Annotated in this window: 20 protein-coding genes and 2 pseudogenes; 16 read left to right on the top strand and 6 right to left on the bottom strand. The window is 73.1% G+C overall.

From position 1 onward, the window contains the following. Positions 1-199 precede the first annotated feature (199 nt). Positions 200-643, bottom strand: a complete 444-nt coding sequence (locus tag AB0N04_RS24750) for a universal stress protein (RefSeq protein WP_360211015.1) — start codon at positions 641-643, stop codon at positions 200-202. A 287-nt stretch (positions 644-930) separates the two neighbouring features. On the opposite strand from AB0N04_RS24750, the pseudogene AB0N04_RS24745 reads away from it, so the two are divergent. Next, positions 931-1,385, top strand: a pseudogene (locus AB0N04_RS24745) (cation transporting ATPase C-terminal domain-containing protein); the annotation flags it as partial. Between the two features lie 111 nt (positions 1,386-1,496). On the opposite strand, the gene AB0N04_RS24740 reads toward AB0N04_RS24745, so the two are convergent. Both AB0N04_RS24740 and AB0N04_RS24735 read right to left on the bottom strand, forming a co-directional pair. Next, the gene (locus AB0N04_RS24740; protein WP_360211013.1) at positions 1,497-4,439 is read right to left on the bottom strand and encodes a cation-transporting P-type ATPase; all 2,943 of its coding nucleotides are present in this window, start codon (positions 4,437-4,439) and stop codon (positions 1,497-1,499) included. A 2-nt stretch (positions 4,440-4,441) separates the two neighbouring features. After that, positions 4,442-5,062 (bottom strand): universal stress protein, encoded by a 621-nt coding sequence (locus tag AB0N04_RS24735; RefSeq protein WP_360211011.1) that lies wholly within the window; start codon positions 5,060-5,062, stop codon positions 4,442-4,444. A gap of 349 nt (positions 5,063-5,411) precedes the next feature. Here AB0N04_RS24735 and AB0N04_RS24730 point away from each other — a divergent pair, with 349 nt between their 5' ends. The 4 genes and pseudogenes from AB0N04_RS24730 (at position 5,412) to AB0N04_RS24715 (ending at position 8,731) form a co-directional block, all read left to right on the top strand. Next, complete coding sequence (locus tag AB0N04_RS24730; RefSeq protein ID WP_360211009.1) at positions 5,412-6,404, top strand: hypothetical protein; 993 nt, start codon at positions 5,412-5,414, stop codon at positions 6,402-6,404. A 393-nt stretch (positions 6,405-6,797) separates the two neighbouring features. Further along, a complete protein-coding gene (locus tag AB0N04_RS24725; protein ID WP_360211007.1) occupies positions 6,798-7,307 on the top strand; it encodes a flavodoxin domain-containing protein in 510 nt (169 codons plus the stop codon). 18 nt (positions 7,308-7,325) lie between these two features. Then, positions 7,326-7,523 (top strand): annotated as a pseudogene (locus tag AB0N04_RS24720) (putative PEP-binding protein); the annotation flags it as partial. Positions 7,524-7,708: 185 nt separating this feature from the next. Then, the gene (locus AB0N04_RS24715) at positions 7,709-8,731 is read left to right on the top strand and encodes a hexose kinase (protein WP_363365297.1); all 1,023 of its coding nucleotides are present in this window, start codon (positions 7,709-7,711) and stop codon (positions 8,729-8,731) included. Here the strand turns inward: AB0N04_RS24715 and AB0N04_RS24710 are convergent. Together AB0N04_RS24710 and AB0N04_RS24705 are read right to left on the bottom strand one after the other, a co-directional pair. Further along, positions 8,726-10,114 (bottom strand): GAF domain-containing SpoIIE family protein phosphatase, encoded by a 1,389-nt coding sequence (locus AB0N04_RS24710; RefSeq protein WP_360211003.1) that lies wholly within the window; start codon positions 10,112-10,114, stop codon positions 8,726-8,728. The two genes, AB0N04_RS24715 and AB0N04_RS24710, sit on opposite strands and share 6 nt — an antisense overlap. Positions 10,115-10,403: 289 nt before the next feature. Next, positions 10,404-10,769 (bottom strand): hypothetical protein, encoded by a 366-nt coding sequence (locus AB0N04_RS24705; protein ID WP_360211001.1) that lies wholly within the window; start codon positions 10,767-10,769, stop codon positions 10,404-10,406. Between the two features lie 522 nt (positions 10,770-11,291). Between AB0N04_RS24705 and acsA the strand changes: the two genes are divergently transcribed. From acsA to AB0N04_RS24680, 5 genes are all read left to right on the top strand, one after another. Beyond that, entirely contained in the window at positions 11,292-13,085 is a 1,794-nt protein-coding gene (acsA, locus tag AB0N04_RS24700) for an acetate--CoA ligase (protein ID WP_360210999.1), read from the top strand. 110 nt (positions 13,086-13,195) lie between these two features. Further along, complete coding sequence (gene pdhA, locus AB0N04_RS24695; RefSeq protein WP_360210997.1) at positions 13,196-14,131, top strand: pyruvate dehydrogenase (acetyl-transferring) E1 component subunit alpha; 936 nt, start codon at positions 13,196-13,198, stop codon at positions 14,129-14,131. Continuing rightward, on the top strand, positions 14,128-15,129 hold the full coding sequence (locus AB0N04_RS24690; RefSeq protein ID WP_360210995.1) for an alpha-ketoacid dehydrogenase subunit beta: 1,002 nt from the start codon (positions 14,128-14,130) through the stop codon (positions 15,127-15,129). Before pdhA ends, AB0N04_RS24690 begins: the two co-directional genes overlap by 4 nt. A gap of 1 nt (position 15,130) precedes the next feature. Beyond that, positions 15,131-16,519, top strand: coding sequence for a 2-oxo acid dehydrogenase subunit E2 (locus tag AB0N04_RS24685; RefSeq protein WP_360210993.1), 1,389 nt, complete (start codon positions 15,131-15,133; stop codon positions 16,517-16,519). Next, the gene (locus tag AB0N04_RS24680) at positions 16,516-16,758 is read left to right on the top strand and encodes an acyl carrier protein (RefSeq protein WP_360210991.1); all 243 of its coding nucleotides are present in this window, start codon (positions 16,516-16,518) and stop codon (positions 16,756-16,758) included. The genes AB0N04_RS24685 and AB0N04_RS24680 overlap by 4 nt, the downstream gene beginning before the upstream one ends. A 204-nt stretch (positions 16,759-16,962) precedes the next feature. Here the strand turns inward: AB0N04_RS24680 and AB0N04_RS24675 are convergent, their stop codons facing one another. Then, complete coding sequence (locus tag AB0N04_RS24675; RefSeq protein ID WP_360210989.1) at positions 16,963-17,154, bottom strand: universal stress protein; 192 nt, start codon at positions 17,152-17,154, stop codon at positions 16,963-16,965. 249 nt (positions 17,155-17,403) lie between these two features. Here AB0N04_RS24675 and AB0N04_RS24670 point away from each other — a divergent pair, with 249 nt between their 5' ends. The 6 genes from AB0N04_RS24670 (at position 17,404) to AB0N04_RS24645 (ending at position 22,665) form a co-directional block, all read left to right on the top strand. Beyond that, positions 17,404-17,925, top strand: coding sequence for a hydrogenase maturation protease (locus tag AB0N04_RS24670; RefSeq protein WP_360210987.1), 522 nt, complete (start codon positions 17,404-17,406; stop codon positions 17,923-17,925). Positions 17,926-18,098: 173 nt separating this feature from the next. Further along, the gene (locus AB0N04_RS24665) at positions 18,099-19,253 is read left to right on the top strand and encodes a 4Fe-4S dicluster domain-containing protein (RefSeq protein WP_360210985.1); all 1,155 of its coding nucleotides are present in this window, start codon (positions 18,099-18,101) and stop codon (positions 19,251-19,253) included. Beyond that, a complete protein-coding gene (locus AB0N04_RS24660; RefSeq protein WP_360210983.1) occupies positions 19,250-19,714 on the top strand; it encodes a cyclic nucleotide-binding domain-containing protein in 465 nt (154 codons plus the stop codon). Before AB0N04_RS24665 ends, AB0N04_RS24660 begins: the two co-directional genes overlap by 4 nt. Continuing rightward, entirely contained in the window at positions 19,708-20,544 is an 837-nt protein-coding gene (locus tag AB0N04_RS24655; protein ID WP_363365273.1) for an FAD/NAD(P)-binding protein, read from the top strand. Before AB0N04_RS24660 ends, AB0N04_RS24655 begins: the two co-directional genes overlap by 7 nt. A gap of 1 nt (position 20,545) precedes the next feature. Continuing rightward, positions 20,546-21,328: an oxidoreductase gene (locus tag AB0N04_RS24650; RefSeq protein ID WP_360210979.1), complete on the top strand. Its 783-nt coding sequence runs from the start codon at positions 20,546-20,548 to the stop codon at positions 21,326-21,328. Beyond that, positions 21,325-22,665, top strand: a complete 1,341-nt coding sequence (locus AB0N04_RS24645; RefSeq protein WP_360210977.1) for a nickel-dependent hydrogenase large subunit — start codon at positions 21,325-21,327, stop codon at positions 22,663-22,665. The genes AB0N04_RS24650 and AB0N04_RS24645 overlap by 4 nt, the downstream gene beginning before the upstream one ends. Positions 22,666-23,135: the final 470 nt, after the last annotated feature.

The raw sequence follows: 23,135 nt of genomic DNA, 5'->3' as shown, positions 1-23,135 counted from the left end.
GCCGGCGATGGCACCGAGCAGCGCGATCTGCGAGCCGTCGCCTGTCATGACTATCGCGCTTCTTCGGAGCCCATCATGTCCGGTCAGCTAATAGGTAAGCCTTGCCTAAGAAGTCTTACTCTGTCTGATCTCGGTCGCAATCGCAGGTCCGGGAACCTCGTTCACGGCCGCCCGGCGACGGTGCCGGCGGCCCCGGCTGTCAGGCCTGGTCGCCGCGGACGACGACGACCGGGCACGGGGCGTGCTGGACGCAGTGCTGGCCCACTGAGCCCAGCCGTGTGCCGGCGAAGCCGCCGAGCCCGCGGTTGCCGACGACCAGGAGCTCAGCGCCGCGCGCCCGTTCGAGAAGCACCTCCGCGGCGTGGCCGGACTCGACGATCTGGCGGATCTCGACCGGCTCGTCGTCCGCAGTGATCTCAGTGATGGCCTGTGCCAGCATCCTGCCGGCGACCGTTCCGAGTTCTCGGTCGACCGATGCCGGCGCCCAGCCGTGGACCTTCGGGAACCGCCAACAGATCACCGCCTCGACCGTGGCGCCGGTCGCGGCGGCCTGTCCGACGGCCCATCGCAGTGCGCGCTTGGACGGGGACGAGCCGTCAACGCCGACGACGATCCGTCGCTCGTGAGGGACTGCGGTGTCCATCTCGTACCCCGCTCTCGGCTCGGGAGCAATGCGGTCGCACCCGATCCGACCGTGCACCGCCGGGTGTCGCAACCCAAGGGCCGCCCGGCCCCCACCTCGGGGTCCGGTTCGGCCACCGGCCCGGACCGCGCGCTGGGCCGGATCGCGACCTCGCTGCGCTGTGGCGCAGCCCGCGGCGCGGGCCCTGCTGCGGGTGACCGCACTGTGCAACGACGCCACGCTGCTGCCGCCCTCGGCGGACGACGATCAGTGGACCGCCCTCGGCGACCCGACCGAGGTGGCGCTGCGCGACCGTCGCAGCCTGCCACCGGGCCGGAATCACCCCGGTGCTGATCACCGGGGACCACCCCGCCACCGCCCGCGCGATCGCCGACCGCGCGGGCCTGCTGAAGGACGGTGAGACGGCGGCCCGCGTGGACGCCGGTCGGGAGCTCGCCGCTGGGGCCGTGCCGGACCTTTCGCGGGTGCGGGTCTTCGCGCGCACCGATCCACTTCCTGGTCTACGCGATGTCCGGCGGTGCGGCGGAGATCCTGGTGATGCTCCTGGGCCCGTTCCTGGGCCTCGCGCTGCCGCTGCGCGCGGGCCAGATCCTCTGGATCAACCTCCTCACCCATGGGCTGACCGGGGCCGCGGTCGGAGCCCGTCTCCGGCCGGGCGATGCGGCGCCCGCGCCGGCCGCCGAACGAGCACCTGCTGGGGGCCGGCGTGTGGCAGCGTGTCCTGTGCCTCGGAGCCGTGGTCACGGTAGTCGCACTGGGGGCGGGACGGTGGGCCGACCGGGTCGGCCCCGGCGCTCCGGGGCGGTGAGCAGCGGCAGCGCCGTGAGCGGGGCGGTGTCGGGGGACCGGCGTGTCAGGACATCCGGTGCCCGTGCTCGGCGGCGATCCGGCGGGCGTGGGCGACGATCTCGGCCGCTGCGTGCTCGCTGACGCCCAGCGCGTGGACGAGGCGGTGGGCGTTCCAGCCGTGGCGGGCGAGCAGGACGGTCAGCGGGTGGTGGCCGGGCTCCTCGGCAGCCGGCCGGACCGGCAGGGGAGGGGCGGGCGCAGACGGCACCGGGACCGGGAGAGCGGCAGTACGGCGCCGGACGAGGGCCCGGCGCAGCTCGTCCGCACCCCAGACCACGAACGGGAAGGGGACGACGATTGCGAGCTGCGTCGGGGTGAGCGCCGCTGTGCCGAACAGCCGGTGCAGGGCGGGGACGTACACGATCGTGGCGGCGAAGGCCAGTGAGAAGGCGATGCCACCGAGCAGCTGCGGGTTGCTGAGGGCACCGATCGCGCGCAGTGGGGCGTGTTCGGTGCGGGCCGCGAAGGCGGTGCCGATCTGGCAGAAGACGATGCCGAGCCAGGCGACGGTGGTGGCCTGTTGGTACGTCAGGTGCAGCGCGGTGCCCGCGCCGGTCGGGTCGCCGGGGTGCCAGCCGCCCGAGGTGAGGGTGAGGAAGTAGCCGCCCATGATCAGGACGGCGGAGATCAGACCGAGGAACCCCCAGGAGCGGGCCAGCATGGTTCCTCGGATCACCCGCTCGTCACGCGGGCGGGGCGGGCGGTCCATCAGCCCGGGCTCGGCCCTCTCCCGGCCGAGGGCGAGGGCCGGCAGGGTGTCGGTGCCGAGGTCGATGGCGAGGATCTGCATCACCGTCAGCGGCAGCGGAACGGTGCCGCCCGCGAGCGCGAACACCAGGAACGGGACGACCTCGGGGACCGCATGGCTGAAGATGTAGACGATGAATTTGCGGATGTTGTCGTAGGTCCGCCGGCCCATCTCGACCGCCGCCACGATGGTGGCGAAGTTGTCGTCGGTCAGCACCATCGTCGCGGCTTCACGGGCGACGTCCGTACCGGAGCGACCCATCGCCACACCGATGTCGGCCCGCCGGAGCGCGGGGGCGTCGTTGACGCCGTCCCCGGTCATCGCCACTGTGTGGCCCTCGGCGCGCAGAGCATCGGCGATCCGAAGCTTCGCCTCCGGCGAGGTGCGCGCGAAGATCACCTCCTCGCCGCGGCCCAGCAGCGCGTCCAGCCGGTCGTCGCCCATCGCATCCAGCTCCGTGCCGGTGACGATGCGCATGCCGCGGTGGCCGATGCCGACCTGCTCGGCGACGGCGGCCGCTGTCAGGCCGTTGTCACCGGTGACGACATGCACGGTGATCCCGGCGCGGTGGGCCTGTTCGATGGATCGGGCGACCTCCGGCCGGGGTGGGTCGGCCATGGCGACCAGGCCGATCAGGCACAGCCGCTGCTCTGCGTCCTCGCGGCGGGCCGGTGGCTGTTGCCCGGGAGCGAGCGGCCGCCGAGCCACGGCGAGGACCCGCAGCCCGCGCGCGGCCAGTCGGCCGACGGCCTGCACGACTTCGCTGCGGTCGGCGGGGGCGAGCGCGCGTACGGTGCCGTGGTCGAGCACGTCGACGGCGTGGGTGAGGACCTCCTCCGGGGCGCCCTTGCTGTGTAGGACGACCCTGCCGTCGCGTTCGTCGGCGGTGGTCATCAGTTTGACGTGCGGGTCGAAGCGGAACACCGCCCGGCGTCCACGCTCTCGCTGCTCGGGCGGGCAGGGCATGCCGAGGCGGGCGGCCAGCTCGAGCAGCGCGAGTTCGGTCGGGTCGCCGTGGCCGGCTCCCGGGTCGGCCGTGGTGCAGGTGGCGGCCGCGTCGGCGAGCGGGAGCAGGTCGGCGGGCGCTTGCGGAGCGCCGTCGAGGGGGACCTCACCGGCGGGGATCCAGACAGCTGTGACGCGCATCCGGTTCTCGGTCAGCGTTCCGGTCTTGTCGGTGCAGATGACCGTGGTCGAGCCCAGTGTCTCCACCGCGGACAGCCGCTTGACCACGGCACCGCGGCGGGCCAGGTCGCGGACCCCGGCGGCGAGGGCGAGGGTGATGGTCGGCAGCAGGCCCTCGGGCACGTTGGCGACCAGCAGACCGATCGCGAAGGACACCGCCGCCGCCAGGGACAGCCCGGCGGCGAGGCCCATCGGCAGGAACGCCACCCCCACGCCGATGGCGATCACGGCGATCAGCCGGGCGACTCGCTTGACCTGATGCTCCAGCGGGCTCTCCTCCCGCCGGGTGCGCTGGCTCAGCGCCGCGATCCGACCCAGCTCGGTGTGCATACCGGTGGCGGTGACCACGGCCAGAGCCTGTCCTCCCGTACAGGCGGTGCCGGAGAAGAGCAGGTCGCGCGCCCCCAGGACGGGCCCGGAGTCATCCGCGAACTCGGCGGAGCGGAACACCGGGACGGACTCGCCGGTCAGTGCGGACAGGTCGACCTCCACGCCACCCGACAGCAGGCGGGCGTCGGCGGAGACCTGGTCGCCCTCCTCGGTCACCAGGACGTCACCGGGCACCAGCGTGGCCGCAGTGACCTGGCGACGCACTCCGGCGCGCACCACGGTCGCCTGCTCGGGCAGGAAGTCGGCGAGCGCTTCCACGGCCTGCTCGGCCTGGCGCTCCTGAACGAACGCGAGCAGCGCGTTGAGCAGGATCACCACCAGGATTGCCGCCGCCAGCGCGAGAGCGCCGCTGAGGGCTGCCAGGAGCGCGGCGAACGCCAGCAGCAGCGCCAGCGGGTGGGTGAACTGCTGTGCCAGCTCCCGGGGCCAGCGACGTCCGCCGCGCCGTGCGAGGGCATTGGGTCCGTAGACCGTCAGGCGGCGCGCCGCCTCACGCTCCGTGAGGCCCTGCGGGGAGGTTCGCAGATCGCGGAAGAGCAGGGCGAGCGGCTCGCGCGGGTCCGGGCCGTCGGTTGCCGCGGCCTCCCCGGCTTGGTGGATGGTGTCCGCTGCCTCGGAGGACATGGTCAGGACGGGAGCCGGGGAACCGTGACGACCGGGCAGTGGGCGCGGTGCAGCGGCCCGTGCGGAACGGAGCCGAGCCGCATACCGGCGAACCCGCCGCGGCCGCGACGCCCCACCACGATGGCCAGGGCGTGCTCGGAAGCCTTGGCCAGTTCCTCGACCGGGTGGCCGCGGATCACCTCATGGGTGAGCTCCAGGTCGGGAGAGGACATGGACCGCCCGGCCGTGGTCTCGGCCAGTAGCCGCCACAACGTCCGGACGGCCCCCTCCTCGTCGAAGCGCGCGATCAGCTGGGACTGCCACACCCACACCGCCCGCAGCGCGGGGCCCCGCCGGGCCGCCAGGTCGAAGGCGACGTCGACGGCGGCAGCCGACGATTCGCTGCCGTCGACCCCGACCACCACGTAGGGCGGGTCCTGGGTGATGTGCTCGGGTGCGCGCACCACGACCACCGGGCAGTGCGCCTGGGCGCTCACCGGGACGGTCACCGAGAAGGCGCTGAGCAGCCGCAGAGGCAGGCCGCGCCGGTCGGCCTCGTCGGCGGCCCAGGCCAGCGCCATGGGCTCCGGTTCGAGGGCGTCTACGCCGAACACGATCGGACGGCGTTCGCTGGCGGACGCCATGGTTCTCCTCCACCCGTGCGGGGTCGGCGAGCCGTGGCCGGCCGCCGTGCCCATACCGGCACCGTAAGTCCGGCAGCGGTCGGGCGCGAGGGCCGACGGGCCCACGACGAACGGGCCGCCTGCCCTTGGCCCGCCCCTCGATCGGGCGCAGGACGGAGGGGCGCGCCGGGGCGACGGCGCAGCCCGAATGCATCGCGAATGGTCGTACGGTGCTGCTGCGGACATGCTGGTCGTAGAGGTCGATGCCGACCGACGTAGGCGCCTTGAGCTTCCCGACAGGCGTCGCGACCCGTGGCACATCGGACTCGTCGATCGCACCGTCTCGAGCCGCTGCCCGGGGAGCAAGGAGATGACCGCCATGACCGAGCCGTCGCTGACCCCCGCCGAGTACCGTCTGCTGGCCGCCGCCGGGGGAGCGGCACCCTCGCTGCACAACAGCCAGCCGTGGCGCTTCCGTCCCACGGCGGACGCGCGCGGTCTCGAGGTGTACGGCGATCCGGCCCGCGCCGTCCCGGTCACCGACCCGGCCGGGCGGGCCCGGTGGATATCGGTCGGTGCTGCACTGTTCAACCTTCGGACGGCTGCCGACCATCTCGGACGAGGAGCGGCGGTGCGGCTGCTGCCCGACCCGGCGGAGCCGGAGCTGGCCGCTGTTCTTGAGTTCTCGGAGTCGGCATCGACGCTCGACCCGGACCTGTACGCGGCGATCCCGCACCGGCACTCCAGCCGCCGTCCGTTCACCAACCGTGACGTGCCCGAGGCCGTGCTCGGGGAGTTGATCGCGGCCGCGGGAGCCGAGGGTGTGGTGCTCTCCCCGCTGGAAGAGGCCGGGGTCCGCCAGGTCCTGGCGCTCACCGCCGAGGCCGAGCAGCGGATCGCCGCCGACGTCGTTCGCCAGGCCGAGACCCTCGGTTGGCTGCGCCTGGAGGAGTCCGCAACCGACGGAATCCCCGCCGCTGCCCTCGGGCCTCTGGACCACGAGGCCCGGGTGCCGATGCGCAGCTTCACCGGGCCCGTGCCGGCGGTGCCGTCCGAGCGTTTCGAGGCGCTGCCGCAGGTGTGCACCCTCACCACTCACGGTGACCGGCCGGAGGACTGGCTGCGCGCCGGTCAGGCGCTGGAACACGCCTGGTTGCTGGCGACCGCCCGCGGGGTGCGGGTCTCCGTGCTGCACCAGGCGGTCGAGTGGCCCGACACCCGCAGGCTGCTCCGCGACCCGTCCGAGGGACCCGGCCATGTGCAGATGGTGGTCCGGGTCGGCTACGGCCCGCCCGGCGCGGCGACACCCCGCAGGCCGGTCTCCGAGATCCTTGATCTGGCGGGTCTTCCGGAGAGCGCGTGATGGGACGCCGGACCGTGGGCGAGACGATGACCCCCGAGGTCGTCAAGGTCACGCCGGAGCCGAGCACGGCGGCGGCGAAGCCTCGCGGGTCGGTGTGCCGGTCGAGGGGGCCGACAACGACCTGATGGCCATGGAGCCTCAGCGCCGATGCGATGCGCTCTGCAACACCGCGCGTGGAGCCGTGCGCTCGCAAATCCGACGAACACCTTCATCGCGTGCCTCCCGGCTCTCATCTCCGTGGCTCCATCACAGTGCGCCGCAGACCTGCGGTAGGAGGGCCGACCGCCCCCATGCGCGGGGCGGTCGGCCCTGGTGCGGGAGTGTGCGCCGCCGCATCCTGGATGTGCCGGCCGGTCCGGACCAGACCGGTCACAGTCTCGACGGAGGCTCGCTATGAAGAAGCAGAAGATCCTGGTCGCGTACGGCAGCAAACACGGCGCCACGGCGGGCATCGCCGACGAGATCGGCCGGGCACTGGATCGGGACGGCTTCGAGGCGGCCGTCGTCCCAGCGGCCGACGTCCGTGACGTGGCCGGGTACGACGCCGTGATCCTCGGCAGTTCGCTCTACGCCGGGCATTGGCATCGCGACGCTCTCCGCTGTGCCCATCGCAATGCCGAGGCGCTGGTGGAGCGGCCGGTCTGGCTGTTCAGCAGCGGTCCGGTGGACAGCTCCGCCGAGCAGCACGACATCCCGCCCGTGCGTGGTGTGGCCAAGGAGATGGGGCGTCTGCACGCACAGGGGCACGTCACCTTCGGTGGCAGCATCACTGCGGGGACACCCGGCCGGATCGCCCGCTCACTGGTCCGGCACGGCAAGGGCGGGGACTTTCGCAACCCGGAGCAGATCCAGAGCTGGGCCCACCAGGTCGCGAGCGAGATGCGCTCCCGCGCGGAGGCGTAGCGGGCGGAGACCGATCCTGCCGTCACTCGGAGCATCGAGGCCTTGATCGCCACAGCGCACGCGGTCGGCCGCCCGGTGGGCCTGCGCGGCCAGAGGCCCAGTGACGACCCGGCGTTCACCCGGTTCCTGGTGAGTGCCGGGATCGACTCGATCTCGGTGGCGCCGGACAGCCTCGTGGCCGTGAAGGAGCACGTGGCCGCCGCCGAACGGGCCTGACCGCGGGTGGCACAGGTGGGATTCGCCCATCGGGGGCTGCGGGGTTCCCCCGATCGTGCCTCCTGCGCTCGCGCAGCACGATGGAAGGAGTGACCGAATGAGGAGATCGAGATGGTCGGCGCCCTGCTCCACCGACGTGGGTACTGGTGGCCTTCGACCGACATCGCAACCGCCGTGTCACCGCGATGAACGGCCCTGACGTGTCCGGTCCGCTTGCGGCAGGTAGCGGCGGGAGGAGTCCGCGGCCGGAGACCGTGCCCCCGATCCTCACCCTGACGGTGAACCCCACCGTCGACATCTGCTGCGAGGTCGACCGCCTGGCGGACATCGGCAAGACCCGTGCCAGGGTCAGGTTCGTGGCCGCCGGCGGCGGAGGGATCAACGTCGCCCGGGGCGTGTCGCGGCTCGGAGGGCGGGCGATTGCCGTCCACACTGCCGGCCGCGAGGTCGGCCAGCGCCTCAACCGGCTACTGGACGAGGAGGGGGTCGACCACCTCCCCGTCGGGATCGCGGGTGAGACCCGCGAAGCGTTCGTGCTGTTCGAGACCGAGTCACGCCGCAGCTATCACATCGTGCCGCCAGGCCCGCGCCTGGACGACGCGGAGGGAGAGCGTCTCCTGGACGCGCTGGGCCGAGCAGCCGGCGGTCACCAGTACGTCGTGGCCAGTGGAAGCCTGCCCAGCGGCCTGCCCGAGACCTTCTACGCCGCTGTCGCCCGCCGGGTCAAGGAGTCCGGGGCCCGGCTGGTGCTGGACACCTCGGGGCGGGCCCTGCGCGAGTCGCTCCACGAGGGCGTCTTCCTGCGGAGGTGCAACAATCACGAAGCCGCCGGCCTCGTCGGCCGGGCGGTCCGGAGCTTCGACGACGCCCGCAGCGTCAACGAGTCACTACTCGCCGCAGGAGCGACTGAGATCGCCGTCACCACCCTCGGGGAACTCGGCGCACTCTGTTCGACCAGGTACGGTCACACCGAGTTGCGAGCCCCGCCGTCGCCCGGCGAGCCGCTCAGCGATGCCGGGGCCGGAGACGCCATGGTGGCCGCCCTCACGCTTCGGCTGGCCGCAGGCGACGATCCGGTGGAGGCCTGTGCCCTCGGGGTGGCCGTGGCCGCCGCATCGGTGCTCACCCCCGACACCGAACCGTTCGATCGAGAGGTGGCCGAGTCCCTCTACCCCGCGGTGCGAATAGGACGGCAAACCGGCTCATGACCGAACTGCCCCCGGCCGTCCGTGCCCGCCGACGGTCGCCGCTTCGGCGTCGGCGGGCCGAACTGCGACGTCGCCATGGACGGGTCCGCAGCGGCGGATGTCGTGCTCGCTCCTCGGATCAGGTGCGGTGGGCGGGGTGCGCAGGGTGAGGACGGCGAGGTCGTCGCGTCCATCGGAGAGGTGGGCGTCGGCCAGGGTCCGGCACAGGTCTCCGAGGGGCAGGGCGGCGTGGGCGGCGGCGACCTGGGCAAGGGTGGTGAGGCCGGCGTTCAGGGAGCGGTGGGGGTGCTCGACCAGGCCGTCCGTGAAGAGCACGAGGGTGGCGTTGCCGGGCAGGGGGTGCTTGTGGTCGGGGCGGGGCACGTCCGGGTCGACGCCGAGGGGCAGGCCGGGGTCGCCGTGCAGGTAGCGGGCGGTGTCGTCGGGGCCGATCAGGAGCGGTGGCGGGTGTCCGGCGCTGCTCCAGTGGAGCGTCCAGCCGTCCTGGGCGGGTTCGATGCGGGCGAGGCAGGTGGTGGTGACCGGGTTGTCGGTGATCGCCTGGAGGGTTCGATCGAGCTGCGTCAGGACACCGCTGGGCGGGGTGCGGCGGTCGTAGAGGAGGGCGCGCAGCATGTTGCGGGTCTGGGCCATGGTGGCGGCGGATTTCAGGTCGTGTCCGGCGACGTCGCCGATGACCAGGCCGCAGGCGCCGTCGGGGAGCATCAGGGCGTCGTACCAGTCGCCGCCGACGTGGTCCGGGACGGCGGCGGGCCGGTAGATCGCCGCGACGGAGAAGGGCGCCACATCGGGCAGGCTGGGAAGGAGGAGACGCTGGAAGTGCTCGGCGTTGGCGCGGACCTGTCGGTAGAGGCGGGCGTTCTCGATGGCGAGGCCGGCTGCGCCGGCAAGCGCCACGAGGATGTCCTGGTCGTGGTCGTCGAAGGGCTGTCCGTCGCGCCGCTCGCAGAGGTAGAGGTTGCCGTAGACCCGTCCACGGCCGGTGAGCGCCACCCCGAGCAGTGTCCGCATCGGCGGGTGGCCCGGCGGGAATCCGACCGCGTCCGGGTGGGCGCCGATGTCCGCGACACGGAGCGGTTCGGGGTGGTCGATGAGGTGTCCCAGGAGTCCGCGGCCGTGCGGAAGCGAGACGCCGGCCAGCGCTGCGACCTGCGGCTCGCTCAGCCCGACGGGGATGAACTCCTCCAGGTGTTCGCCGTCCTCGCTCAGCACGCCGAGTGCACCGTAGCGGGCGTCGACCAGGCCCATCGCCGTGGTGATCACCCGGCGGAGCACGACCGGCAGCTCCAGGTCCCGGCCCACCGCTATCACCGCGTCCAGCAGGTCCTGGAAACGGCGCTGGGTGTGGGCCAGGTCCCGTAGACGTTCGACGATCCGGTCCATCTCATCGTCGATTCGGTGGCTGCGGTCTGAAACCTCCGCCCACCCGGATCCATCCTCCGGATCCACCCGGCCCACCTTCGATTCCCCTGCTGGACGACCACACCTTCGACGCATTGCGCTTCCAGGAGGCGGACGCATCGGCGTCGTGCTGATGTCAACCGTAGGCAGGCCCGCCGCCGATCGCGACTGCGACGGGTACCGCCGATCCTCAGCTGCCGCGGCGGCACTCGGTCGATTTCCCGCGGTGGGGTTGCCACGGCCACGCGACCCTGTCCTCCGCTCGGCCGCGTCAGCGGTGCCACCGTCGTTGCTCTGCCATCCGGCGCCGGACGACGACCAGGTCGATCACCGCCACGACCGTGGACACGGCGCACAGCACTGCGAGGCCCGTGAAGAACGGACGGTCGGCGCGCGGTGCGGGGAGTGCGTTCGCCGCAAGCAACGTGAAGACGATGGTCCCGAGCAGGAAGAACGGGACGAAGATCCGTCCGAGTAGCCGCCGGGCCGGAAGATCGCTGCGCGCCCAGCGGGGCTCGGTGCCGACGTGCCGCCACCGCCGGGCGGCGGCCCGCGCGCGGCGGTCGGCCGCCATGGCCCTCCAGCGCTCGACGATGCGTTGCGACCCGTGATGCGGTGTGTGGAACGGCTGCGTCATCTTCTCGTGGACCTTCCGTGTGCTGCGCTCCATCCGTCGCCGGCGGCCGCCGTGTCCCCTCGGCCTCGGCCGGAAGGGGACGGTGATGTCTACGGGATCCCGGTTGCCCCCCTGGGCGCCGGTACGTGTACGGGGTCGGCCGCAGGCAGGTGAACGGGCTTGGCCGCGAGTCGGGCGATCAAGGCGGTCGTTTCGGCTCCCTCCGTTGGCGGACCTGCGGCAACAGCCGGGCCCGGGAACGTGCCGCCGCGAGCAGAGCGACCGGGAGGCGGGGGGCCGGTCTTCGACCCTCCTACCGCGAGCCTGCCCCGCACCCGGAGCGAGCGACAGGGCCGAACGGGCCTACTGCCGTCGTGACCGGCCCACCCAAGTGCAGGATCTCCTGCACTGACGGGTTACCCACGGCGTTCCCGGAGCGGGCGGGCGGGCGGGCGGTCGGGCCGTGCCGCGCCCCCCAGGCCGGACGGTCCTGTGTCTGCCAGGCTGGAAGAGGCCCTGTCGGCGATCCGGAAGGGAGCGGCCATGGAAGCCGAGGCCATTCGGGCCAGGACGGTGCCAGGAATCGCGCCCAATCTCGCCGACTACGAGCGGGCCCGGTGCGATTTCTCGTGGGAGTCGGCGCGTGCGGCGCTCGACGGGCTGCCGGGCGGTCGGGGGCTCAACATCGGGTACGAGGCGGTCGACCGGCACGTCGCCGCCGGACGCGGCGAACACGCCGCGCTGCGCTGCGTTGCCGTGGATCGGCAGGTCGGCACGGTGACGTACGACGAGCTGGCCCGCCGGACGAACCGCTTCGCGAACGTGCTGTGTTCACTGGGTGTCGGCCGCGGCGACCGGGTCGCCTCGCTGCTGAGCCGGTGTCCGGAGCTGTACGTGTCCGCTCTCGGGACTCTGAAGAACACCTCGGTGTTCTGCCCGCTCTTCCCCGCCTTCGGACCGGTCCCGGTCGAGGAGCGCCTGCGGCTCGGCGGTGTGCGGGTCCTGGTCACGACCGAGGACCTCTACCGGCGGAAGGTGGCTGCGCTGCGCGAGCAGGTGCCGCAGCTGGAAACGGTGCTGATCGTGGGACCGTGCGCCGAGCCGCTGCCGGGCACCCGTTCCTTCGACGCGCTGCTGGCGCAGGCGTCCGAGGACTTCACGATCCCGGACACCGACCCGCAGGAGATGGCGCTGCTGCACTTCACCAGCGGCACCACCGGTACCCCGAAAGGTGCGATCCACGTGCACGAGGCCGTGGTGGCCCACCACGCCACCGCCGCGTTCGCCCTCGACCTGCATCCCGACGACGTGTTCTGGTGCACCGCCGACCCGGGCTGGGTCACGGGCACCTCCTACGGGATCATCGCGCCGCTCACCCACGGGGTGACGATGGTGGTCGACGCAGGGGAGTACGAGGCCCGCCGGTGGTACGGCATCCTTGCCGAGGAGCGGGTGAGCGTCTGGTACACGGCTCCGACCGCGATCCGGATGCTGATGCGGGCAAGCCCTCGGGGGAGCCCGCCCGACCTGCCGCGATCCTTCGACCTGTCGGCGCTGCGGTTCATCGCCAGCGTCGGCGAACCGCTCAACCCGGAGGCGGTCCGCTGGGGGCAGGAGGTCCTGGGTCTGCCGGTACACGACAACTGGTGGCAGACGGAGACCGGCGCGATCATGATCGCGAACTTCGCGGCCACCGAGATCAGGCCCGGCTCGATGGGCCGCCCGCTGCCCGGCGTCGTGGCAGGCCTGCTGGAACGAGGGCCGGACGGGCGAGCAGTAGTGACGGAAGGCCAGGCACGGGAGATCAGGACGCCGGGGCGGGAGGGCGAGCTGGCGCTGCGGCCGGGCTGGCCGTCGATGTTCCGCGGCTACCTGCACGCACAGGAGCGCTACACAGCCTGTTTCGCCGGCGGGTGGTACCTGACCGGCGACGTGGCCCGGCGCGACGAGGACGGCTACTACTGGTTCGTCGGCCGCGCCGACGACGTGATCAAGTCTGCCGGCCACTTGATCGGGCCGTTCGAGGTCGAGAGCACCTTGATGGAGCATCCGGCGGTCGCCGAGGCGGGGGTGATCGGCCGTCCCGACCCGGTCGCCGGCGAGATCGTCAAGGCGTTCGTCTCCCTCAAACCGGGATTCGAGCCGGGCACCGGCCTGGCCCGCGAGATCACCGCCTTCGCGCGCAGGCGACTCGGACCGGCCATCGCGCCCCGCGAGATCGCCTTCGACCAGCACCTGCCCAAGACCCGCAGCGGCAAGGTGATGCGCCGACTGCTGAAAGCCCGTGAGCTGGGCCTGCCGGAGGGTGACACCTCGGCCCTGGAGGAGTCCCGATGAGCCCGCGCCGAACGGCGGCAGCACCGACCGCGGCGCGTGGCAGGACCCGTGCGCGCAGCCGCAGCGGACCCGCCGCGCAGGCGGCCCACCGCCGAGATCTCCTGCGGGAGATGGTGCGCATCCGACAGTTCGAGGAGCGCTGTGTCGAGCTCTACAGCAGTGGCGAGGTCCGGGGCTTCGTCCACCTGTGCATCGGCGAGGAGGCCGTCTCCGCGGGCGTCCTCGGCGCTCTCGGACCTGAAGACGCGGTGGTCAGCACCTACCGCGAGCACGGCCACGCGCTGGCCCGCGGTATCCCCGCCGAGTCGGTGTTCGCCGAGATGCTCGGCCGGGTGACCGGCTGCAGTCGGGGCCGGGGCGGTTCGATGCACCTGTTCGACGTGAGCCGGCGGTTCTACGGGGGCCACGGCATCGTGGCGGGCGGCCTGCCGGTCGCCGCCGGGCTGGCCCTCGCCGACCGGATACGCGGACAGGAACAGGTGACCTGCTGCCTGTTCGGCGACGGCGCACTCGCCGAGGGCGAGTTCCACGAAACGGCCAACCTTGCCGCACTCTGGGACCTTCCGCTGCTGCTCGCCTGCGAGAACAACCTCTACGCCATGGGCACCGCGCTGAACCGCGAACACGCCCAGACCGACCTGGTCGCACGCGCGGCCTCGTACGGCCTGGTGGCTTGGGAGGTCGACGGGATGGACGTGCTGGCCGTCGAGCGGGCCGTCGCACGGGCCGCCCGGGCGATCCGGGACGGCACCGGACCGGTCTTCCTGGAACTGCGCACCTACCGTTTCCGCGCGCACTCCATGTACGACCCGGACCGCTACCGGGACAAGGCAGAGGTCGAGCGCTGGAAGGAGCGTGACCCGATCCAGGTGCTCAGCACCCGGATGCGGGCCGAGGACGGCCTTGACGACAAGGCGCTGGCCGCGGTGGAGAAGGAGGTCAGCGAGGAGCTGGCCACGGCTCTCGACCACGCGCGACAGGGCGGGACCGAACCGGTGGAGGATCTGCTGCGCTTTGTGTACAGCCCGGCTGGGGGGTCGTCATGACCGGTGGCGGGGCCCGTCGGGCCGAGTCGATGAGCTACCGCGAGGCGATGCGGGAAGCGATGCGGGAGGCGCTCGCGGCCGACGAGCGGGTCTTCCTGATGGGTGAGGACGTGGGCCGCTACGGTGGGGCCTTCGGTGTCAGTCTGGGTTTGGTGGAGGAGTTCGGCCCCGAGCGGGTCCGGGACACCCCGCTCTCGGAGTCGGGCTTCGTCGGGGCCGGCATCGGTGCGGCGATCGCCGGGCTGCGTCCGATCGTGGAGATCATGACGGTCAACTTCAGCCTGCTCGCATTGGACCAGATCCTGAACAACGCGGCGACGCTGCTGCACATGTCCGGCGGGCAGGTGGCGGTCCCGCTGGTGATCCGGATGACCACCGGCGCCGGACGCCAACTCGCTGCCCAGCACTCGCACAGTCTCGAAGCCTTCTATGCGCACATCCCCGGCATCCGGGTCCTCGCCCCCGCCACCGTGGCCGACGCGCGGTGGATGCTCGCCCCGGCACTGGCCGACCCCGACCCCGTGATCGTCTTCGAGCACGGCTCCCTTTACAACGGCACCGACAACACCGCGGACGACCCCGGACCGGTCGACCTCGACAGCGCCGCAGTACGCCGACCCGGCACCGACGTCAGCCTCGTCACCTACGGTGGCTCGCTGGGCAAGGCCCTGGCCGCCGCCGAGCAACTCGCGGCCCAGGACCAGGTGGACGCCGAGGTGGTCGACCTTCGCAGCCTGCGCCCGCTCGACGATGCCACCGTCATCGGCTCGGTGCGTCGCACCCACCGCGCGGTGATCGTCGACGAGGGCTGGCGCAGCGGCGGCCTGTCCGCCGAGGTCGCGGCACGTATCACCGAGCAGGCCTTCTACGACCTCGACGCGCCGGTCGAGCGGGCGTGCGGCGCGGAGGTGCCGGTGCCGTACGCCGCGCAACTGGAGCAGGCCGCGCTGCCCCAGGTCCCCGACATCGTGGCGGCAGCGCTCAGGGCGGTGGGCTGAGATGGCCGAGTTCACGATGCCCGCACTCGGCGCCGACATGACCGAGGGCACCCTGCTCGAATGGCTCGTTCACCCCGGCGACCAGGTGCACAAGGGTGACATCGTCGCCGTCGTCGACACCGCCAAAGCCGCGATCGAGGTGGAGTGCTTCGAGAGCGGTGTCGTGGAGCGCCTGCTGGTCGAGCCGGCCGAGACCGTGCCGGTCGGGACGCCGCTGGCAGTGATCAACCCGGTGAACGCTGTCACACAGCGGCCAGCCCCGCCGGCACCCGCCGAGCCGACAGCCGCACGCGCGCCAGCACCGACCCCGCTGGTACGTCGCCTCGCCGAGGAGCGCGGGGTCGACCTGAGTTCCGTGCACGGCACGGGGCCCGGCGGCCGGATCACCCGTGCCGACGTGCCGGCCGCCCCGCAGCCTGAGCCCGAGGCCGAGGCTGCGTCGCCGCAGGGCCGGGCGGTGACCGCGCCCCCGGTCGCTGCCGCGCCCGCAGTGCCCCCGCCGGCGAGGACGACAGGCCGGGTCCGTTCGACGCCGATGGCACGGCGCCTGGCCGCGGAGAGTGGGGTCGATCTCGCGGGGGTTCGGGGTACCGGAACGGACGGTGCGATCCGGGTCGCCGACGTCCGGGCCGTGCTGACCGGCTCCGAGACCGCTCCCGCCGCTCGGACCGCTCCCACCGTCGAAGTGCCGCCCACCCCCGACCGGCACGCCGAGACCGCCGATCGTTCCGAGGCGATGCGCCGTGCCATCGGTGACCTGATGACACGCTCCAAGCGCGAGATCCCGCACTACTACCTGTCCACCACCATCGATCTGGGCCCGGCGGTGGCGTGGCTGCGCGAGCAGAACCGCGGGCTCCCGGTCTCCGAGCGCCTGGTCCCCGCCGCCCTGCTGCTCAAGGCCGTAGCGCGGGCTGCCCGTGAGGTTCCCCAGCTCAACGGCTTCTTCGCCGACGGCCGGTTCGTCCCGGCGCCCGAGGTCCACCTGGGCGTCGCGGTGTCGCTGCGCGGCAGCGGCCTGGTGGCTCCTGCCATCCACCACGCGGCCGACCTGTCGCCGGCGGAACTCATGGCCCGGCTCCGGGACCTGGTGGCCCGGGCCCGGTCCGGTCGGCTGCGCGGCTCCGAGACCACCGACCCCACCATCACCGTGACCAGCCTCGGCGACCAAGGCGTGGAAGCGGTCTTCGGTGTCATCCACCCTCCCCAGGTCGCCCTCGTCGGCCTGGGCAAGGTGGTCGACCGCCCCTGGGCCGTCGACGGCCTGCTCGGCGTGCGTCCCGTGGTGACAGCGACCCTCTCCGCCGACCACCGGGCCAGCGACGGCGCCACCGGCGCCCGCTACCTGATGGTGCTCGAACGGCTACTGCGCACACCGGAGGAACTGTGAACCGTGACCAGGCCCTGCTCCTCGTCCAGGAGGCGCTCACCGAGATCGTCCCGGATGCAGACTTCACCACGATCGGACCCGACACCGCCTTCCGGGAAGCCCTCGAACTCGACTCGCTGGACTTCCTGAGCCTCGTCGAACGACTGACCGAGCGCGCCGGCTGTCGGATCGACGAGGACGACTACCCCCGCCTGACCACCCTGAGCAGCGCCGCTGCCTTCCTCACCGGGCGGACCTGACGCACCCGGGTCCGACCGCGCGCTGTCCCGCACGTCCACCGACGACGACGGAACGGGACTCTCCAGGGTCGATCATCGTTCCTCCGACCGGAGTCGTACCTACTCCGGCAGCAGCGGCGGAGCCGTCGGCACCGCCGGGCGCATCGACCGCTTCGCCGTCGGCATGGTCCTCACCTCCCAGGGCGTCCCGGGGCATCGCCGAGGCTACGACACCGTCGTCGTCGACAACCCGACCGGCGCCACGTCCGGCTGCCCGAGCATCTCCTCGGCCATCCAGGGCCAGGCCAGCAGCAGCTCCAGGCGCAGCCCGCGCAGTTCCGCCTCGCGCACGGCCCACTGCGCGGCGGCGGTGCTTTCGGGTGATCCGTCGTATCCGACGGTGATCGGGGCGTTCACGGCGACCTCCGAGAGGCTCGGACGGGCTGGTCTGCTGTCCGTCCCGCCCGCCGGCCGCTACGGCGACCGGTGCCGGTCGGCCCCGATCGCGGGTTGACAGACCCTGACCGGGCTCCGGCCGCTCGTGTCGATCGGCTCCTCCGCTGCTGTCCGACCGGGCGGACCCGCGCGCCGCGGGGCCAATGGGGCCCTCCGGGTGCAGGATCGGAGCCACCCGGGCGTCCGGGTCGGCGCCGCTGGGGAGGACGCATGGGTGGCACCGCCGGGCGGGCCTCGCCGCCCGGTCGCATCGTCGTCATCGGGGTCGGCAACCGGCTGCGGGGCGACGACGGCGTGGGCGCCGCCGTGGTGGACGTGCTGGCCGCCGACCCGTACCCGGTGGCGCGCCTGGCGGCCTGTGACGGTGAACCCGCGCGTCTGATCGAGCTCTGGGACGGTGCGGAGCTGGCCGTCGTGCTGGACGCGGTCAGGGTGTCGCCGGAGCGGGCGGGCCGGTTGCACCGGCTGCGGCTCACCGGGCCGGGGGCGTCTGTGGCCGGGACGGTGACCGCCGAGCCGGCCGCAGCCGGGTCGCACGGCCTCGGCCTCGGCCATGCCCTCGCGCTGGCCGAGGCCCTGGACCGGGTGCCCCGCGAGCTGGTCCTGCTGGCGATCGGGGGGAGCGCCTTCGGACTCGGGCATGGACTCGGCCCCGCCGTCGCCGAGGCCGTCCCCGATGCCGCGGCGGCGGTGCGCGCGATCGTGGCTAGGCACCGCGCGGGTCGGCGATGACCGTCCGGCGCCGCGGTCGACCCGGACACGTCGCCCGTCCGGGGGAGCCGTGGCGTCGGTCCGGCGCGGCGGCGGGCCGCTGCGCGGCTTTCCGGCGTCGGCGGCGCAGGATGGGCGGGCGACGTCGGGCCTGGCTGCCCGGTGGCGCCCATCAGCACCGGGAGGTTACCTTCATGACCAGTGCTCCGGCGGCCGCCGCGGTCATCGACCGGGCGGGGCTCGACGCGCTGATCCGGGTGCTCGCTGCGCAGGGCCGCACCGTGGTCGGGCCGACCGTGCGCGAAGGCGCCGTCGTCCTGGCCGAACTGGCATCCGGTGACGAGCTGCCGTACGGCTGGGGCGTCGAGCTGGAGGCCGGCCACTACCGGCTCCGCCCCCGTCCCGACGGCGCGGCCTTCGCCCACAGCGCGGGGCCGAACTCGTGGAAGGCGTTCCTGCACCCGCAGCGCGAGCGCCAGTGGAGCGCGGACCGGGCCGCCGACGGCGGCCCGGCGTTCCGCGCCGACCCGCCGCCGACCGTCTCCTACGCCTTCCTCGGCGTGCGCCCCTGCGACCTGCGGGCCATCGCGATCCAGGACCGAGTGCTCACCGGCGGACCGCATGCCGACGGGCGGTACCGGTCCCGGCGCACCCGGGCGTTCCTGGTGGCCGTGGAGTGTACCGAGCCGGGCGCCACCTGCTTCTGCGTCTCGATGGGGACCGGACCTGCGGCCGGACCGGGCTACGACCTGGCCCTGACCGAGCTGGTCGACGAGGACGGCCACCGGTTCCTGGTCCGGGCGGGCAGCCCGGAGGGCGAACAGGTCTTGGCGGCGCTGCCCGGCCGCCCGTCCGACCCGGACACCCGGGACGCGGCCGACCGGGTCGTGCGTGAGGCGGCGGACCGGATGGGCCGCGCCATGCCGCCGGTGGACCTGCAGGCCCTGATGCGCGACACCCTGGACGCCGAGCGCTGGGACGAGGTCACCGCGCGCTGCCTGACCTGCGGAAACTGCACCATGGTGTGCCCCACCTGCTTCTGCACCACGGCCGAGGACGTCACCGACCTGACCGGTGACCACGCCGAGCGTTGGCGGCGCTGGGAGTCCTGTTTCGACCTGGAGTTCACCCACCTGCCGACCGGTCCGGTCCGCTCGTCGCCGCGCAGCCGGTACCGGCAGTGGCTCACCCACAAGATCGGTACCTGGCACGACCAGTTCGGCAGTTCCGGCTGTGTGGGCTGCGGCCGGTGCATCGTCTGGTGCCCGGTCGGGATCGACATCACGGAGGAGGCCCACGCCCTCGACCAGGAGCGCCGGGCCGTGGACGACCTGCGGCAGGCGCCGTGACGGACCTGCTCGCCGGCCTGGCCACCGCGCACCGGGACCGCCTGCTCGCCCTCGGCCGCGACGTCGCCTGGCCCGACGGTACCCGGATCTTCGAGGAGGGCGGGCCGGCCGACCGGTTCTGGCTGGTCCGCAGCGGCCTGGTCGCGCTCGACGTCCACGCGCCGGGCCGTGGCGCGCTCGTCGTCGAAACCCTCGGCGATGGCGAACTCCTCGGCTGGTCATGGATGTTCGAGCCGTACCGTTGGCAGCTCGGGGCGGTGGCCCGGGGCGCGGTGGAGGCGACCGAGTTCGATGCCCGGGCCGTACGGGAGGCGATGGACGACGACCCGGCGTTCGGACTCGACCTGATGCGCCTGATCGGCGCCCAGGCGATCGGACCGCGGCTGCACGCGGCCCGCACCCGGCTGCTCGACCTCTACACCGGCGGACCGGGTGCCGAAGGGAACGGGTCTGCGTGGTGACGGCCCACACGGACGGCGCCGCAGCCGAACTGCCCGTCCCCTACCGGGTCGTGGCGCGCACGGTGGACACGTCGGACACGGCCACGCTCGTGATCGAGCCGACGGGCGACTCCCTCGGGCCGTTCGCACCGGGACAGTTCGCCATGGTCTACGCCTTCGGTGTCGGTGACGCCCCGTTCTCGGTGAGTGGGATCGACGGCCTCCGACTGGCGCACACCGTACGCGCGGTCGGCGCGGTCTCCCGTGCGCTGCAGGGACTGCGGCCGGGGGAGACGGTGGGCGTGCGCGGACCATTCGGCACCGCGTGGCAGCTGCCCGGGACGCCCGGGGCGGACGTGCTGGTGGTTGCCGGAGGCATCGGCCTGGCACCGCTGCGGCCGCTGGTGGAGTCGGCACTCGCCGAATGGGACCGCACCGGAGCCGTGGCGGTCCTGGTCGGCGCCCGCACACCCGCCGACCTGCTCCACCCCGCGGACCTCGACCGCTGGCGGTCGGCGGGCGCCCGCGTGCTGACAACGGTCGACCGGCCGGACGGCGCATGGCGCGGCGAGGTCGGCGTGGTGACCACCCTGCTCGACCGGGCTGGCATCGACCCGACCCGCACCACCGCCTTCCTCTGCGGGCCCGAAGTGATGATCCGGGCGGTCGCCCGGGACCTGGTGCACCGCGGGTTCGCCCCGGACCGGGTGCAGGTCTCCCTGGAGCGCACCATGCACTGCGGCATCGGCCACTGCGGCCACTGCCAGCTCGGCCCCCTGCTGCTCTGCCGCGACGGCCCGGTGGTCACCTGGGACACGGCAGAACACCAGCTCATGGTGAGGGAGTTGTGAGATGGACCGACCCCGGCTGGCGGTGTGGAAGTTCGCCTCCTGCGACGGCTGCCAGCTCACCCTGCTCGATTGCGAGGACGAACTCCTCGCCCTCGCCGAGCGGGTGGAGATCAGCCACTTCCTGGAGGCGGCCACCGCGCCGGCCCCAGGCCCGTACGACCTCTCGCTGGTCGAGGGCTCGATCACCACCGCCCAGGACGCCGAGCGCATCCACCGCGTCCGGGCCGCGTCCCGGTACCTGGTGACCATCGGCGCCTGCGCCACCGCCGGCGGCATCCAGGCCCTGCGCAACACCGCGGACGTGGCCGAGTACCGGGCCGTGGTGTACGCGCGGCCCGAGTACGTCGAGACCCTGGCGACCTCCACGGCGATCGCCGCCCACGTCCCGGTCGACTTCGAGCTGCGCGGCTGCCCGATCGACCGCGGGCAACTGGTCGAGGTGATCACCGCGTACCTCGCGGGCCGCACGCCCGACGTGCCGCGGCACAGCGTCTGCTTCGAGTGCAAGCGGCGCGGCACCGTCTGCGTGACCGTCGCCCACGGCACGCCCTGCCTGGGGCCGGTCACCCACGCCGGATGCGGCGCGCTCTGCCCCGCCTACGCGCGCGGCTGCTACGGCTGCTTCGGCCCGTCGAACTCGACCAACCTCCCCGCCTTCGTCCCGCTGCTGCGCCGCGACGGACTGGCCGGACCCGGTGCCGTGCGGGTGCTGCGCACCTTCAACACCGCCGCCCCCGAGTTCGACGCCGCCGCGCGGCAGATCGCCGAGGAGGCGGAGCGGTGACCGGCGACGACACCCGTGAGCTGCACCTCGGCCCGCTCGGCCGGGTCGAGGGCGAGGGCTCGCTGCACCTGGTGCTGCGCGACGGCGAACTCACCGGCGCCCGACTGGCGATCTACGAACCGCCCCGGTTCTTCGAGGCGTTCCTGCGCGGCCGCGGCCACACCGAACCGCCCGACCTCACCTCCCGGATCTGCGGCATCTGCCCGGTCGCCTACCAGCTCAGCGCCTGCCGCGCGCTGGAGGACGCCTGCGGGGTGCGCGTCGAGGGCCAGGTGGCCGCGCTGCGTCGGCTGCTGTACTGCGGCGAGTGGATCGAGAGCCAGGCCCTGCACGTCCACCTGCTGCACGCCCCGGACTTCCACGGCTGCGACAGCGCCATCACACTCGCCCGCACCCACCGCGAGGACGTGGCCCGCGGCCTGCGGATCAAACAGGCCGGCAACGCGATCGTCGAACTGCTCGGCGGCCGCGCGATCCACCCGGTCAACGTCCGGCTCGGCGGCTTCCACCGGGTGCCCACCCAGGCCGAACTGCGGCCGCTGGCCGAACTCCTGCGCCGGGTGCGGGACGACGCGGTGGAGTCGGTCCGCTGGGTGAGCGGCTTCGACTTCCCCGACGCGGTCTGTGACGCCGACCTGTTCGCACTCGCCGAACCCGACCGCTACGCCATCGAGTCCGGCACCCCCACCGTGCTGCGCACCGACGGCGACCGCCGGACCGTCCGCACCTTCCCCCTGGCCGAGTTCGGGACTCACGTGGTCGAGCACCAGGTGCTGTACTCGACCGCGCTGCATGCCCGGCTGGACGGCCGCCGGCACCTGACCGGCTCGCTCGCCCGGTTCGCGGTGAGCGGGCACCTGCTGCCGGCCGAACTGCTGGACCTCGCCATGGCCGGCGGCCTCGGCGACCCCCGCACCGGCGCGGTCAGCCGCAACCCCCACCGCAGCATCGTGATCCGGGCGATCGAGGTGCTGTACGCGGTCGACGAGGCGCTGCGGATCATCGACGAGTACCGTGCCCCGGCGCGTCCGCACCTCCCGGTCCCCGCCCGCGCCGCAACCGGCCACGGCGCCACCGAAGCGCCGCGCGGCCTGCTCTACCACCGCTACACGCTGGCCGCCGACGGAACCGTGAGCGATGCCGTCCTGGTACCTCCGACCGCGCAGAACCAGGGCGCGATCGAGTCGGACGTGATGCGCGTGGTGCGCGCCCGCCTGGTCGTCGGGCCGCCCGCCGAGGACGCCGAGCTGGCCGCGCTGAGCGAGCGGGCGATCCGCAACCATGATCCGTGTATCTCCTGCTCAGCGCACTTCCTCAGGCTCTCCGTCGAGCGCTGAACCGGTGGGTGTCCGGACACCGCGGGCCCTCGCGGAGCGTCGATGGGACACTGGTGAGGGCGGTCGACCGCACGGTGTGGTCGAGCGTGCCCGCGCCGCGCGCGGACCGCCCAACGCGCCGAGAACGACGGGAACCGACCGATGTCACGCACCGTTGGCAGTGGACACCGACGATTCCCACCAAAGCGTCCGCACTTGACGCTTCGTTCCGTCGGTCAAGGGCGCGCCGACAGGACCAGCGGCGATCCGAGCGTTGGATTCGGGTGGTGCGATGCGGCTGTGGGCGCTCTCGTCGAGGCGTGGCGTGACCTGCTTCTGAACGACCGGTCGGGATGGCGCGCAGAAGCTGACCCGGTCGGTCATCACCGTCCGAAGGGAAGCTCCTATAGATCGTCAAGCGGTCTGTGGGAGCGATTCAGTGGTTTGGATCGTGCGGGGTAGGTGGCGGTAGATCTCGCGGGCGACGAATC

This window comes from Kitasatospora sp. NPDC051702 (genome assembly GCF_040681575.1).
GTDB lineage: Bacteria > Actinomycetota > Actinomycetes > Streptomycetales > Streptomycetaceae > Kitasatospora.
Note: the sequence above shows the minus strand (reverse complement) of the source record. Positions and strands in the feature narration are given on the sequence as shown.

Bases quoted from the DNA above. Each gene is read 5' to 3' on its own strand.
- AB0N04_RS24750 (WP_360211015.1), bottom strand. From the start codon at position 643: ATGGACACCGCAGTCCCTCACGAGCGACGGATCGTCGTCGGCGTTGAC.
- AB0N04_RS24740 (WP_360211013.1), bottom strand. From the start codon at position 4,439: ATGTCCTCCGAGGCAGCGGACACCATCCACCAAGCCGGGGAGGCCGCG.
- AB0N04_RS24735 (WP_360211011.1), bottom strand. From the start codon at position 5,062: ATGGCGTCCGCCAGCGAACGCCGTCCGATCGTGTTCGGCGTAGACGCC.
- AB0N04_RS24730 (WP_360211009.1), top strand. From the start codon at position 5,412: ATGACCGCCATGACCGAGCCGTCGCTGACCCCCGCCGAGTACCGTCTG.
- AB0N04_RS24725 (WP_360211007.1), top strand. From the start codon at position 6,798: ATGAAGAAGCAGAAGATCCTGGTCGCGTACGGCAGCAAACACGGCGCC.
- AB0N04_RS24715 (WP_363365297.1), top strand. From the start codon at position 7,709: ATGAACGGCCCTGACGTGTCCGGTCCGCTTGCGGCAGGTAGCGGCGGG.
- AB0N04_RS24710 (WP_360211003.1), bottom strand. From the start codon at position 10,114: ATGGACCGGATCGTCGAACGTCTACGGGACCTGGCCCACACCCAGCGC.
- AB0N04_RS24705 (WP_360211001.1), bottom strand. From the start codon at position 10,769: ATGACGCAGCCGTTCCACACACCGCATCACGGGTCGCAACGCATCGTC.
- acsA (WP_360210999.1), top strand. From the start codon at position 11,292: ATGGAAGCCGAGGCCATTCGGGCCAGGACGGTGCCAGGAATCGCGCCC.
- pdhA (WP_360210997.1), top strand. From the start codon at position 13,196: ATGGTGCGCATCCGACAGTTCGAGGAGCGCTGTGTCGAGCTCTACAGC.
- AB0N04_RS24690 (WP_360210995.1), top strand. From the start codon at position 14,128: ATGACCGGTGGCGGGGCCCGTCGGGCCGAGTCGATGAGCTACCGCGAG.
- AB0N04_RS24685 (WP_360210993.1), top strand. From the start codon at position 15,131: ATGGCCGAGTTCACGATGCCCGCACTCGGCGCCGACATGACCGAGGGC.
- AB0N04_RS24670 (WP_360210987.1), top strand. From the start codon at position 17,404: ATGGGTGGCACCGCCGGGCGGGCCTCGCCGCCCGGTCGCATCGTCGTC.
- AB0N04_RS24665 (WP_360210985.1), top strand. From the start codon at position 18,099: ATGACCAGTGCTCCGGCGGCCGCCGCGGTCATCGACCGGGCGGGGCTC.
- AB0N04_RS24650 (WP_360210979.1), top strand. From the start codon at position 20,546: ATGGACCGACCCCGGCTGGCGGTGTGGAAGTTCGCCTCCTGCGACGGC.